10 protein-coding genes and 1 pseudogene are annotated in these 13,274 nt (G+C 56.6%); 2 read left to right on the top strand and 9 right to left on the bottom strand.

The genetic code is table 11. From position 1 onward, the window contains the following. Nucleotides 1-66 precede the first annotated feature (66 nt). Complete coding sequence (locus OZX72_RS07080) at nucleotides 67-366, top strand: metal-sensitive transcriptional regulator (protein WP_277159400.1); 300 nt, start codon at nucleotides 67-69, stop codon at nucleotides 364-366. Nucleotides 367-506: 140 nt separating this feature from the next. Here OZX72_RS07080 and OZX72_RS07085 read toward each other — a convergent pair whose 3' ends face one another. The 9 genes and pseudogenes from OZX72_RS07085 to OZX72_RS07120 form a co-directional block, all read right to left on the bottom strand. Further along, nucleotides 507-1,949 carry an MFS transporter gene (locus tag OZX72_RS07085; RefSeq protein ID WP_277157999.1) on the bottom strand — a complete coding sequence of 481 codons (1,443 nt, stop codon included), beginning with the start codon at nucleotides 1,947-1,949 and terminating at the stop codon, nucleotides 507-509. Between the two features lie 33 nt (nucleotides 1,950-1,982). Beyond that, nucleotides 1,983-2,918, bottom strand: coding sequence for a nucleoside hydrolase (locus tag OZX72_RS07090; protein WP_277158000.1), 936 nt, complete (start codon nucleotides 2,916-2,918; stop codon nucleotides 1,983-1,985). A gap of 3 nt (nucleotides 2,919-2,921) precedes the next feature. Next, nucleotides 2,922-3,842, bottom strand: a complete 921-nt coding sequence (locus tag OZX72_RS07095) for a ribokinase (RefSeq protein WP_277158001.1) — start codon at nucleotides 3,840-3,842, stop codon at nucleotides 2,922-2,924. Nucleotides 3,843-3,929: 87 nt separating this feature from the next. Beyond that, on the bottom strand, nucleotides 3,930-4,754 hold the full coding sequence (locus OZX72_RS07100) for an ATP-binding cassette domain-containing protein (RefSeq protein WP_277158002.1): 825 nt from the start codon (nucleotides 4,752-4,754) through the stop codon (nucleotides 3,930-3,932). Further along, complete coding sequence (locus tag OZX72_RS07105; RefSeq protein ID WP_277158004.1) at nucleotides 4,751-5,602, bottom strand: ATP-binding cassette domain-containing protein; 852 nt, start codon at nucleotides 5,600-5,602, stop codon at nucleotides 4,751-4,753. The genes OZX72_RS07100 and OZX72_RS07105 overlap by 4 nt, the downstream gene beginning before the upstream one ends. Then, nucleotides 5,599-6,378 carry an energy-coupling factor transporter transmembrane component T gene (locus tag OZX72_RS09505; protein ID WP_348519679.1) on the bottom strand — a complete coding sequence of 260 codons (780 nt, stop codon included), beginning with the start codon at nucleotides 6,376-6,378 and terminating at the stop codon, nucleotides 5,599-5,601. The genes OZX72_RS07105 and OZX72_RS09505 overlap by 4 nt, the downstream gene beginning before the upstream one ends. A gap of 177 nt (nucleotides 6,379-6,555) precedes the next feature. Continuing rightward, a pseudogene (locus OZX72_RS09510) lies at nucleotides 6,556-7,161 on the bottom strand (ECF transporter S component); the annotation flags it as partial. Between the two features lie 396 nt (nucleotides 7,162-7,557). Then, on the bottom strand, nucleotides 7,558-9,573 hold the full coding sequence (locus OZX72_RS07115; RefSeq protein WP_277159401.1) for an ABC transporter ATP-binding protein: 2,016 nt from the start codon (nucleotides 9,571-9,573) through the stop codon (nucleotides 7,558-7,560). 76 nt (nucleotides 9,574-9,649) lie between these two features. Next, nucleotides 9,650-11,443, bottom strand: a complete 1,794-nt coding sequence (locus OZX72_RS07120; RefSeq protein ID WP_277159402.1) for an ABC transporter ATP-binding protein — start codon at nucleotides 11,441-11,443, stop codon at nucleotides 9,650-9,652. A gap of 454 nt (nucleotides 11,444-11,897) precedes the next feature. On the opposite strand from OZX72_RS07120, the gene OZX72_RS07125 reads away from it, so the two are divergent. Further along, complete coding sequence (locus tag OZX72_RS07125; protein ID WP_277158006.1) at nucleotides 11,898-13,178, top strand: MFS transporter; 1,281 nt, start codon at nucleotides 11,898-11,900, stop codon at nucleotides 13,176-13,178. The last annotated feature ends 96 nt before the right edge of the window (nucleotides 13,179-13,274 follow it).

A 13,274-nucleotide genomic window follows, 5' to 3' on the forward strand; every position in this document is an offset into this window, starting at 1 on the left:
AAACCCGGTGAAACCTGCTGCGCTCATTGCAATGAGGAATCGTTCGATTGCGCTCAAACTTCCGAAATTTCCGAACAATGCGCCAACGTCGGTTATGTCCACGACAAGAAAAAATTGGTCACCCGTCTACGTCGCATCGAAGGCCAGGTGCGGGCGATTACCGCGATGGTCGAAAACGACACCTATTGCATCGATATTTTAACCCAAATTGCCGCGTCTAACAGCGCCCTGAAATCCGTGGCATTGTTGCTTCTCGACGATCATCTCGAAAGCTGCGTCGCCACGGCTGCAGCCAAGGGTGGACCGGTCGCCGACCAGAAGATGGACGAGGCCATCGCCGCCATCACACGGTTAGTGAAGTCATAGTTTCAGCAAAATAAAAATGTCCTGGTTCCTCCATCAGGTAAAGGAACCAGGACACGTTGTTAGGTAAGCCCGCCAGCGTCTGCCGGCAGACTATGCGACTTCGCCGAGACGAAGCCTACACTCACGCAGCAGCGAAACGCTCACTTCTTGCTGTCTGCGCGGGAATGGCTGTAGATCATCTTCATCGAGCAGACAAAGATGATGAGCGCCACGAAGATGACGATGCCGCCGATGAGGAACACATTGGCATACGAAGACGCAGCGCCCGCAGGGGTTCCGGCGATGCTGCCGCCGCTCATGGAGGTCTTCGCCATCATCTGGCCGAAGAGCGCCACGCCGATGGAGCCGGTAATGGCCTGAATCAGATCGTTGAAGCCCAACGCACGTCCGGATTCCTCGGGTTCCACAGTCAACGTCGCGGTATCGACGATCGGCTGGTAGAAGAAGGAGGTACCGAAGTAGTAAAGGCACGGTGCCACGGCGAGCGCCCAGATCTTGCCGGCCGGAATCAGGAACGCGATGGCGATCAAGCCGGTGCCCATGCAGGCGAGAGCCAGGATGATCGAGGCTTTGCGGCCGATGCGCTGGATGATCGGGCCTGCGGCGAAGCCCATGATGGCGGCGAGGATGATCGACCAGACCAGCAGGTTGGACACCTTGGAGGAATCGATGCCGTAGACGTTGAGGCCGATGTTGTTGACGCCGGCGTTCAGGGTGTAGCTGAAGAAGTAGCCGACGAAGATGACGGTCATGGTCACGGCGAATGCCGGGTTGGTGAGCATCTTGGGGGTGATGAACGGGCTCTTGGCCTTGTTGATGTAGATGACGAAAGCCACGAGCGTGAGGATGCAGGCGATGCCCCAGCCCCAGTTCATATCGGTGAAGAACATGGTCACCGCACCCGCGAAGAGGCCGATGAGCGTGAAGCCGACACCGTCGATGTGGGCACCCTTGGCATGCTGGTCAGGAAGGTTCTTGGCCAGGGCGGGCAGGAAGAAGACCGCGATGATGCCGATGCCGAAGAGCCAACGCCAATCAATCAGGGTCATGTAGCCAGCGAGGAAGACGCCGAGAGCGGCGGCGATACGGAAGACGGCGACGAAAACGCCGTACCACAGCACGCGCTTGCGCTTTTCGACATACTTGGAAACGAGCACCAGGAAGATGGAACCGGAGACCTGCCAGCCGATGGACTGAAGCACGCGGGCCGCGATGACGATCCAGATGCTGAAGGTGCCGAAGCAACCCAACACCGAGCCCAGAATGAAGACGATGGTGCCGAGACAGACCATCTTTTTCAGCGAAACGAAGTCACCCAAGGAACCGTAGATGACGCTCACGATACCCAGCACGATGCCCGGGATCGAAGTGATCAACGGTGCCAGACCCGGCTGCCCCAGCTGCTTGCCGATATTGACATAGACCATGCCGAACGCCTGCTGCTGCAGCACGCCCAGCGTGAACAGGGCGAGAATCACCGGAATGGCGACCTTGGCCATCTTGTTCATTTTCTCGAACTCCGGGGTCCCTTCCTCAGGAACCGGTATCCCGTTGCTCTGCTCCTTGACTGCTGTATCAGTCATGTACTTTCCTTTCCCTTCGAAAAGTATTTTTGTTTATTGTTGTTCGCGCTCAACGGATGCGATCCGCTCAACGAAACGTTTACGGAACCGTTCGACGTCCACGTCCACACAAACGGTGACGTTGCGGTTGTTGTTGATGATGCCGTCGTAGTCGACCACGGTGGCACCGAGGGTCAGGGGGCTGGAAATCTCGACGTCGACGAACGCCTCGCGCATGGTGAACATATCAGGCTCGATCATGGCCAGCGCGGCGGAGGGATCGTACATCTTGATGCCGTTTTCGATGTGGCCGCCGTCGTAGGAACGGAAGAGCGCGCCGATCATGACGCCGACCTCGCCGGTGGATTCCATACGTTCCAGATCGTCGACGACAAGGTGCGCCTTGCGTCCGATGTCAAGCCCCACCATGGTGATGGGCAGGCCGGAACGGAAGACCATCTTGGCGGCTTCCGGGTCAACGGAGATGTTGAATTCGCCGTAGACGCCGATGTTGCCTCGGCTGGTCGAGCCGCCCATCATCACGATGCGTTCGACGTGCTCCTTGACTTCCGGGAACGTGGCGAATAGCAGGGCGATGTTGGTCAGCGGGCCCAACGTGAGCAGGGTGACCGGCTCTTCGCTTTCCATCAACACGCGACGCTCTTCCAAGACCGCATTGTTCACGGTCAAAAGCGAGGTGTCCGGCTCGGGGAAATCGAACATGCCCATGCCGCCCTTGCCGTGCGCTTCGGTGGCGAACTGGTTGTCTCGCATCAGAGGCGCCACAGCACCCTTGGCGACGGGAATCCTACGACCGAGGAAGGTCAGCAGTTTCAACGCGTTGTTGGTGGTGTGCCCGATGCCCACATTGCCCGAAACCGAAGCGATGAGCTTGATATCGACGCTGGGCTCGTCCACCAGAAGAGTGATGGCGGCGGCGTCGTCGATGCCCGGGTCAGTATCGATGATCAATGGTTTTCTGGTATTCATGTGTTATTCCTCCGTTGAAATAATCGGTGAAGCTTGGAAAATGTCGACCTCGCCGGCCGACGGTATTGAGGGGGCCGCACCCTGACGAGAAACCGCAATCGCCGCGGCTCGCGAGGCCCGATCAAGGCTTGTGGCGATGTCCTCGCCGGCCACCAGATTGGCCAGGACATAACCGGTGAAGGTATCGCCCGCTGCGGTGGTGTCGACCACGGGAACGCGATAGGCACGCTGGCGCACACGTTGGGTTCCCCTCGCGTAACCCGATCCCCAGGATCCTGAGGTGAGGATGGTGGCGGCACCCGGGAACTTCTCGCACATCGCGTCCAGCAAGGTTTCCGGCGTACCGGTCTTGCCGGTGATCGCCTCCGCTTCCCCGCCGTTGAGGATAAAGCAATCGATCAGGCTCAGATCGACCTGATCCAACAACTCATCGGCCGGCGAAGGATTCATGGCAACTTTCATACCGCGCCGATGCGCCTGCTCAACGATATAGCCCAGCAGATTGGTCTCGTTCTGTACCAAAAGCCAGTCGCCTTTGTCGAATTTCGAGAGTACTTCGTCGACGAATTCCTCGGTGAAGGTACGGTTGGCGCCGCTGTAGAGCACGATGCAGTTGTCGCCATCCTGGTTGCGCTGGATGATCGCGTTGCCGGTGCGCTCCTTCTCGGTGGTTCTCATTTTGGTCGTATCCACTCCGGCCTCGGCGAGCAGGTCGTACAGAAACACACCGTCCTTGCCGACCAGGCCGGCATGGCTGATTGACGCACCGGCTTTGCCCGCGGCTATGGACTGGTTAAGCCCCTTGCCGCCCGGATACTGGTTCAGTCCGCTTGAAGTGATCGTCTGTCCTTTGGTGACGAAATCGACGACATCATAGACAAAATCGATGTTCAATGAACCGAAATTCAGAATTTTCATTGACATTCATTCCCCTTGTTTTTCTGTTGGGTCATGGTCGATTACCGCCATGGCCGACTATTTCATGTTGATATTGTTGATTTCCAATCGTTTTCAAGACCTGTATCCCGAACCCGAACGTGCACCCTCAATCGCATCTACGAATTGCGGAACCTTGAAGACGGTCTCCTTAAGCCCGGCCCCTTGCGCCACTCTGGTGATTGGAGGCGGCGTGACATAGGACTTACGTAATACGTCAATCTGCGAGAACACCTCTTGCGGCGTGCCGTCGACGAGCACCTTCCCCTGGCACATCACCACGACACGGTCGAAGTTGGCGACCACGAATTTCATATCGTGGCTGATGGCGATGCACAGCTTGCCTTCGCACTTCAGCTCGGCGATCAGGTCATGCAGCCGCGCGTCCCCCGCGTAGTCTTGCCCGCAGGTCGGTTCGTCGAAGACCACCGCGTCCGGGTCCATCATCACGACCGCCCCGATGCCGCAGAATTTCTTCTCCGTCGGACTCAGATCGGCAGGATGAACGTCCAGCTTGTCTTGCAAACCGGTCAATGCCGCGACTTCGTCGATGCGCCGCTCGATGGTCGCTTCATCCATGCCGATGTTTCTCGGACCGAACGCGAACTCCTCGCGCACGGTTTCCAGAAACAGCTGATCGTCGGGATTCTGAAAGACGTAGCCTACCCGCTTGGCCCATTGTGCGGTTGTCCGTTCCGAGATTTCGGTTCCGTCGATTTTGAGTGTTCCTTCTGTCGGACGCAATATCCCGTTGAGTTGCTTGGCCAGTGTCGTCTTGCCGGCGCCGTTCTGCCCGATGATCGCCACGGACTGATTGCCTGTAAAGCTCAGGTTGATGTGCTCGAGCGCCTGGCGACCGGCCTGATAGCTGTAGCCCACATCGTTCAATTCGATTTTCATGATTGCAGCACCTCCTTGGTCATCGCCACGCTTTCGTCGTAGGTCATCGCCAGTTTCCCGTCACCAAGCCCACGTCGATCAAGACCTTTTGAAAGCTTGACGTAGTCGGGAGCATCGATGCCGTAACGATTGATATCGGAAGCGGAGAATACTTCCCTCGGGCTTCCGGTGAGCTTGACCTGGCCGTGGTCCATCACTACGACGGTATCGGCGTACTGCGCGACGCGTTCCATGTCGTGGTCGACCATGATGACGGTGACCCCGGAAGCGTTGAGCTGCTTGACAATGTCGAAAATCTCTGAGGCGCCGAGCGGGTCGAGCTGCGTGGTGCACTCATCGAGCACGAGGATGTTGGGCTCGAGAATGAACGTGGAGCCGAACGCAACGCGCTGCACCTGCCCGCCGGAAAGTTCCAGCGGGTCGCGGTCGAGCAAGTCTTCGATATGCATCAGCTGCGCGACCAATTTGACCCGACGACGCATTTCCTCACGCGGGACGCCCCGGTTGCCCAACCCGTAGGCGAGTTCCTCGGCAACGGTCCCGGAGGCGTAGGTCAGCTGGTTGAAGGGATTCTGGAAGACCAAGCCGATATAGTTCGACAAATCGGCCACGCTGGCTTCGGCAGTATCCGCGCCATTGATGCGAACGCTGCCCTCACTATGCCCAGTGAAATAGTGCGGAATAAGCCCAACCAGCGCGTTGCACAGCGTGGTCTTGCCCGCGCCGTTGGCTCCGACGACGCAGAGGAACTCCCCCTCGCGCACGGTGAAACTTACGTCCTTGACCGCCGGGATTTTGGCGTCCTGATAGGTGAATGAAAAATGCTCGACTTCGACGACGTTGTTCATCGCACACCTCCCCACGGATAGGTCACCGAAAGCGTTCCGGTATGATCGAGAATCGAAAGGACAAGGATTATCACGAATACGGTAAGCAGCGACCACAGCGCCACGGCGTCCTTGAAAGTCCATGAAACCTTGACATAGTTGGTGCGTCGCACGCCCTTGACACCAAAACCTCGGGTTTCCAGCGTCATGCCGCGTTCCTGGGCGTCGGTCAGCGACGACATGACCACCGGTCCCATCAGCGGCAGGAACGCCTTGAAGCGTGAAATCAAGCCGCCGCCCGTAGCCAGCCCACGCGCGCTTTGCGCCTGACGGATCACGGTCGTCTTGCGCTGCATCTGCGGCACCACATTCAGCGAGGCGAAAATCAGGTAGCCGACTTTGCTCGGGCAGCCTATCTGCGTCAACGCCGAGACCAGCGAGCCGATATAGGTCGTTTTGTTGGCGATATAGAAACTGCCGAGGAAGACCAGCACGGTCGCGACGATCTTCGCGGCATAAAGCACACCCTGCAAGCCGAGCTGGGCGAAACCGAAATCGCCGATGACGGTGGTGTTCTTGGGACTATAGAAACCTTGGATGAACATCAGCATCACGGCCATTGGAACGCCGAACCCGAACATCAGTTTGGAGAACGGCTTAAGGCAACCGACGCGCCACGCAAGCACGAACAGAACCACGACAAGGGCCAGTCCAAGCGTGAAATCAGGCCAAAGAAGCGCGGCGAGACCAAGCACGAAGACACCAAGGAATTTGACAAGAGGATTGGCCTTGCCCATCGCTCCCGGTGTGTCGTGGACAGCGTCGGCCCGGCGCAGACGCTCGTCCATTTCGGCATCGCTTGGCAGAGCGCTGGTATTGTCATCCCTGCTCTTCCGCACATCGGCAAGAATGGATTCGAGATCGTAGCTGCGGGCCGCCACGTCCGCCTTGATCGGTTTGAAACTGGTGGTCTTGATATTGCCCGAAGCATACTGGCTCATGAAGCGGCGCGGGATTTTACGCACCACGATGCTGACGATGACCAGCGTGATGCCCTTGTCGATCAAATTCTCCAGCATCGATGAGGAAAAGACCGAGATGAGGATATTCTTCCACGCCACAGTGAGCGCCGCGGTGAGCAGGGAGGTGCCGTTGACGCCTGTAGCCCCTCCGTAGACGAACACGGTAATCGCGGAGGCGGTGACAGTATTGACCGCAGAGCACGCCAGCCAGATCAAGAGGATGCCCCACAGTTTCTTGAGCAATCCCGCCTTGACCATATAGCCGATCACCAAGCCACACAAGACACTGGAAAGCGCATACGGCAAGTAGACCGGGTTGGCCACAATGGCCAAAAAGACGTTGGTCAACAGCCCGCAGAGCGCCGCGACCCAGGGTCCGCTCAGGCAGGCGATGACCATGGTGCCGATCATGTCCATGAACAACGGCAATTTCAGCGTGGAGCACAAGGTTCCGCCGATAAGGTTGATTCCGACTGCAATAGGAATCAGCACAAGAGATTTCGTAGAGAATTGGGAAGTAATACTATGCAGCAACTTAGACCATAATGTTACTTTCATGCCACCCTTACCAATCTTTCGTGACCGGCACAGCATCATTGCCTGCAGCTATACCTGTGAGAAACGATTTACTTAAATACTTTCCTGTTTAAAGCCAATAATTCCCATAACTTGTGCCAAATTAGACACCCCAATTTTTATTGACCGGTATACGGCCAGAGCTCGATAGTAAACTAATGGCTAGATAAAAGCAAGCTGTCTAATTTTTATCACTTAAAGCTAATTTTTGTGATTAAATCCATATCTTCTGATAAAAAACGGGCAATAAAAACTAGACAACTAAAAATCACCATGTGTTTAATTCGACAAACGTCTACAATGCAAAATGCCCGCCACAGTCTTTCGACTATGACGGGCATCAGAACCCTGAGGGAACTCCCATTGCTATCCGGCGCTTTACTCCAGTTCGAGCTTGCCGGTGTAGAGCTGGTAGTACTCGCCGTGCTGGGCGATGAGTTCGTCGTGCGTACCGCGCTCGATGATGCGGCCGTGGTCGAGCACCATGATGATGTCGGAGTTGCGTACGGTGGAAAGTCTGTGGGCGATGACGAAGACGGTGCGGCCGTTCATCAGCGCGTCCATTCCCTGTTCCACGACCTCCTCGGTGCGGGTATCGATGGAGCTGGTGGCTTCGTCCAGAATCATGGCCGGCGGATCGGCCACGGCGGCGCGCGCGATGGAGATCAGCTGGCGCTGGCCTTGCGAAAGTCCTGAACCGTCGCCTTGCAGCACGGTGTTGTAGCCCTGCGGCAGCATGCGGATGAAGCCGTCGGCGTTGGTGCGCTTGGCGGCGTCGATGCATTCCTCATCGGTGGCATCGAGCTTGCCGTAGCGGATGTTGTCGAGCACCGTGCCGGTGAAGAGGTTGACGTCCTGCAGCACAATGCCGAGCGAACGACGCAGATCGGCCTTCTTGATGTTGTTGACATCGATGCCGTCGTAGAGAATCTGACCTTCCTGCACGTCGTAGAACCGGTTGATCAGGTTGGTGATGGTGGTCTTGCCTGCACCGGTGGCACCGACCAAAGCCATCTTCTGCCCCGGCTTGGCGAACCAGGTAATGTCGTGCAGAACGGTTTTGTCAGGATTATAGCCGAACGAGACGTTGGTGAATCGCACGTCGCCGCGCAGTAGCGTCAGGCGGCCGTCGGGCGAGGTGATTGCTTTTTCGTGCGCCTTCAGGGCCACTTCACGGGCCGAACCCTTGAGTTTCCTGGCAGCTTCGAGCGAACGCGTGCCATCGTCATCCGCGGCACGCTTCCACGCCCAGTGACCGGTCTCGCGGTCGGTTTCCGTCATGGTTCGGCCATCGGAGGCAAGCTCGACGCTGACCAAACGCACGGTACCATTGTCGGATTCCACTGGCTCATCAATCAGGTTGAAGATACGCGCCGCACCGGCCAACGACATCATAATCATGTTGATCTGCGAGGAAATCTGGCTAATTGGGTTAATCAAAGCCTTGGAAAGCGTCAGGAATGAAACAATCATGCCCAACGTCAGCGTACCGGACCCGGAAAAGCCGAAGTTGAACCAGCCGTTGATGCCCGCGATGCCACCAACAATGGCCAGCAGCACGTAGAGCACGTTGCCCATGTTGCCAATGACCGGCATGGTGATGTTCGCGTAGATGTTCGCTTTGGAAGATGCTTCGAAGAGCTCCTCATTCTTCTTGTCGAAACGGGCCTGCGTGGCGTCCTCGTGGTTGAAGACCTTAATGACCTTCTGCCCGTTGACGGATTCCTCGACGAACGCGTTGACGTCGCCGATGTTTTCCTGCTGACGCATGAAGTAGCGCCCGGAACGGCTGACAATCACCCGCACCAAAAGCATCATCAGCACGATGAACACGATGGTAAAGATAGTGAACGGCACGGAAAGCCAAAGCATCGCGAACAGCGCGGCTACTACCGACGCCCCGGAAATCAAGAGCTGCGGCATAGCCTGAGAGACCATCTGACGCAGGGTGTCGGTGTCGTTGGTGTAGCGGCTCATCATGTCGCCGTGCTCGTGGGTGTCGAAATAGCGGATCGGCAGTTTCTGCTGGTGCTCGAACATCTCGTCACGCACCGTCTTCAGGACGCCCTGCTCGATGCCAACGACCATATAGTTCCATACGAATGAGGCGACCATACCCAGCGCATAAATCGAGCCGACGATGATAGTCATGTGAATCAACGGACCCCAGTCGGGTGTCTGCGCATGGATGAAGGGCATGATGCAGTTGTCGATCAACGGCTGCAAGACGAACGAGGGCAGGGACTGGGTGCAAGCGCAGATCAAGATGCCAATGATGACAACAACGCACTGCCAGCGATAGTGGAAGATATAGCCGAGCAACCGCTTGGTGGTGCCTTTCGGCGCTTTCTGCACCGCAGGCATACCGGGCTTACCGGGCTTGTTCTTCTTCATCGCGCCCTTGGCTTGGTTCGTGTCATTTTGAGCAGTTACGTCCTGCTCGTTGCTGTTCTTCGTAGTCATCGTTGCTTCACTCATCGTCATCATCCCCCTTGCCCTGGTTCTTCGTCTGGGATTCGTAAATCGAACGGTATTCCTCGCAGGTCTTCAAGAGCTCGTCGTGCGTACCGTGGTCGAGGATACGGCCTTCTTCCATCACGATGATTTCGTCGGATTCCTGCACCGAAGCGAGGCGCTGGGCGATGATGATCTTCGTCGTGTCCGGAATCTCGGTTGAGAAGGCGTTGCGAATCAGCTTGTCTGTCTTGGTGTCGACGGCGCTGGTGGAATCGTCAAGAATCAAAATCTTCGGCTTCTTCAACAGTGCTCGGGCGATGCATAGACGCTGCCTCTGCCCACCGGAAACGTTGGAACCGCCTTCTTCGATATACGTGTCGTAACCCTTGGGAAACTCACGAATGAACCCATCGGCCTGGGCGAGCTTGCAGACACGCACCACATCCTCGTCACTTGCCTCCGGATTGCCCCAACGAATGTTCTCGGCGATGGTGCCGGTGAAGAGGACGTTCTTCTGCAGCACCATGGCGACTGCGTCGCGTAGAGCCACCAAATCGTAATCACGTACGTCGTGTCCGCCGACCTCAAGCGAGCCGGACGAGACGTCGTAAAGCCGCGGGATAAGCTGGACCAAGCTAGATTTGGACGAACCGGTGCCGCCGACGATGCCGACGGTCTTGCCGGCCTTGATATCGAGGTTGATATCTTCGAGTACCGGTCGCTCGGAACCTTCGGAGTAGCGGAACGTGACGTCGTTGAATTTGATGGAACCATTCGGCACTTGCATAATCGGGTGGCTGTTGTCGCGCACCGTGCTCACTTCGTTCAGCACCTGGCAGATACGTTCGGCATCGGCGCGGGAGATGACGACCATGACCACGATCATCGAGACCATGTTCAGCGACATCAATATCTGCATGGCGTAGGTGACCAGCGCGGTCAGGTCGCCGGTGGTCAGACCCAGCACAGGATTGTTATGCGAGGCGACGATCTGCTTGGTGCCCATCCACGAGATGACAAGCATCGCGCCGTAGATGCAGGTGTTCAAAATCGGCCAGTTGAAGGCCATGACGTGCTCGGCCTTGCAATAAAGTTTGAAGATGCGCTCGGAAACGCGGCCGAACTTGCGGTCCTCGTGCTCCTCGCGGTCGTAGGACTTGACCACACGGATGCCCTGCAGGTTCTCGTCAACGATGTTGTTCAGGTGGTCATAAGTATGGAAAACTTTTTCGAAAATCGGATGGACCGAAAGCGCAAGCCCCGTCAAAGCCAGCCCGAGAATCGGGATAATGACCAAAAACACCATCGAAATCGAATGGCTGATCCTGAAGGAGAAAATCCAAGCGACGATGACCATCATCGGCGCGCGCACAGCCACGCGGATGATCATCTGGAAGGCGAACTGGATGTTGGTGACGTCGGTGGTCAGGCGGGTGATGATCGAACCGGTGGAGAAACGGTCGATGTTGGTGAAGCTGAAGGACTGGACCTTCTCGAAAAGATCGTGGCGCAGGTTCTTGGCGAAACCGGACGAGCCAATGGCCGCGTAACGCCCGGACATGAACCCGGCAAAGAGCGAGACGACGGCGCAACCCAGAAGAATAATGCCGAATTTCCAAATCGCCGGCATGGAGCCGCCGGAGACGCCTTGGTCGATCAGCTGGGCCATGATGGTGGGAATCACGATTTCGAGAACGCTTTCGACCATCACGAAAGCCGGAGCCAACAGGCTTTCGCGCTTGTATTCGCGCAGGCTGTGCAGCAACGTGCGTATCAGGTGTTTGGGGTGTTCCTGATCCGTTCCCATCACCTGCGTGTTCTGGGGAGCATCAAGTTCCTTGCTCATCCATCCCTCTTTCTTTTCTTGCTTTGACGTGAACCGTCGCTTCTCCCCCATGACTTTCGTCCCGCTCATGCCGATACGACGTGTAATGCGAAGTGCGTACCCGGCCAGAAGCGAGGGACTACTGAAGCCGGCAGACTATATAACGCTATTACAAACCGGCTACAATCTTGACCGTCGAAACGCGCGTCAAACAAGCCATAGTTCACCATTACCGGATTTTCGATACGATTGATATTTTTAAGCTCTTAGAATATTTCCGATACTCACCGACACCACGTTTTATTGATTTTGCCGTGAAGCGAATGGCCGTATGCAGGAATTCCCAGAAAAACTTTATTCCGTCAAAGTTAGTCTGATATAATACTTACCGACCGGACGGTAACTCCGTTGTTACCATGAAATCAAGGAGGAATGCATGGCTGCAGAAACAAAAACAGAAATATTTGTGACACCACCGAATCTGGCACCCGACACCCAAAAACCATTGGAGCATAAGATTCGCTTCGCCACAGGCTTCGCGCTGGTCTCAATCCTGTGGGCCATCCCCTTCTCCATGGGCTCAGGCGTGCTGCTGCCCCAGGTCTTCTCCGGTATCAAGGGCATTTCCGCTGAGGGCGCGCTCGGCACAATGAATGCCGTCAGCTCGATCTTCGCGCTGATTTCCAACATCGTCTTCGGCACCTTCTCTGATGTCTCCAAGTTCAAAATCGGCAAACGTACACCGTGGATTGTCGCCGGCGGCGTCATCGGCGCTGCAGGCTACTTCCTGACTGCCCATTCGACTTCCTTGGTCTGGATGGTCATCGGTTGGTGCATCGTTCAGGTCGGCATCAACTGCCTGATCGCCCCCGCTGTCGCAGTGCTATCCGACCGCATCCCCGAGGATGTTCGCGGCACCTTCTCCGCCCTCTACGGCGCCGGCCAGATCGTCGGCATGCAGGCCGGCAACTTCATCGGCAGCTTCTTCCTGACGAAGCTCAACACCGGTTTGACCATCGGCACTTGCGTCTTCCTCTTCTCCGGCATCATCACCGTATTGATCTGGCCACGTGAGAAGTCCGCAGAGAACAACACCAAGGCCACTTCGGTCGGCGAAATCCTCCGCTCCTTCATCCCGCCGACCAAGAACTGCCGCGACTTCTATCTCGCCCTGTTCGGCCGTCTCGCTTTCGTCATCGGCACGTTCATGATCTCCGGCTACCAGCTTCTGATTCTCGAGCGCTACATCCATCTTCCTGTCAAAGCAGCCGGCACCGCCATGCAGGTCATGTCGATTATCACTCTGGTTGCCACCATTCTCGCTTCCGTGGTTTCCGGACCGCTTTCCGACTATCTGCACCGTCGCAAGTTCATCGTGGCCATCGCCTGCGTCATCATCGCGCTGGGTATGCTCGTGGCGTGGCTCATGCCTACTACCACTGGCATCTACATCTATGCGACGCTCGCCGGTCTCGGCAACGGCTGCTACATGTCTGTCGACCAGGCACTGAACGTCGACGTCCTGCCCAATCCGCAGGAAGCCGGCAAGGACCTCGGCATCCTGAATCTCGCCAACACCATCGGCCAGGCTCTCGCACCCGCCTTCACCACCATGTTCATCGGCATCTGTGGCGGCTACAAGGGCGTCTTCCCCGTCGCCATCGTCTTCCTGCTCGTCGGCACCATCTTCATCATGATGATCCGCAAGGTTAAGTAAGACAAACCTGATAACTGACAGCGATGCCGTGTCCTCAAGTTCCGTTAGGGCATGGCATCGCTGTATATAGACCAGAAATATCACTTGATTACACGT

Origin of the sequence: Bifidobacterium sp. ESL0769 (assembly GCF_029395495.1) — a bacterium.
In the GTDB taxonomy this organism is placed as follows: domain Bacteria; phylum Actinomycetota; class Actinomycetes; order Actinomycetales; family Bifidobacteriaceae; genus Bifidobacterium.

Bases quoted from the DNA above. Each gene is read 5' to 3' on its own strand.
- OZX72_RS07085 (WP_277157999.1), bottom strand. From the start codon at position 1,949: ATGACTGATACAGCAGTCAAGGAGCAGAGCAACGGGATACCGGTTCCT.
- OZX72_RS07090 (WP_277158000.1), bottom strand. From the start codon at position 2,918: ATGAATACCAGAAAACCATTGATCATCGATACTGACCCGGGCATCGAC.
- OZX72_RS07095 (WP_277158001.1), bottom strand. From the start codon at position 3,842: ATGTCAATGAAAATTCTGAATTTCGGTTCATTGAACATCGATTTTGTC.
- OZX72_RS07100 (WP_277158002.1), bottom strand. From the start codon at position 4,754: ATGAAAATCGAATTGAACGATGTGGGCTACAGCTATCAGGCCGGTCGC.
- OZX72_RS07105 (WP_277158004.1), bottom strand. From the start codon at position 5,602: ATGAACAACGTCGTCGAAGTCGAGCATTTTTCATTCACCTATCAGGAC.
- OZX72_RS09505 (WP_348519679.1), bottom strand. From the start codon at position 6,378: ATGGGCAAGGCCAATCCTCTTGTCAAATTCCTTGGTGTCTTCGTGCTT.
- OZX72_RS07115 (WP_277159401.1), bottom strand. From the start codon at position 9,573: ATGAAGAAGAACAAGCCCGGTAAGCCCGGTATGCCTGCGGTGCAGAAA.
- OZX72_RS07120 (WP_277159402.1), bottom strand. From the start codon at position 11,443: ATGGGAACGGATCAGGAACACCCCAAACACCTGATACGCACGTTGCTG.
- OZX72_RS07125 (WP_277158006.1), top strand. From the start codon at position 11,898: ATGGCTGCAGAAACAAAAACAGAAATATTTGTGACACCACCGAATCTG.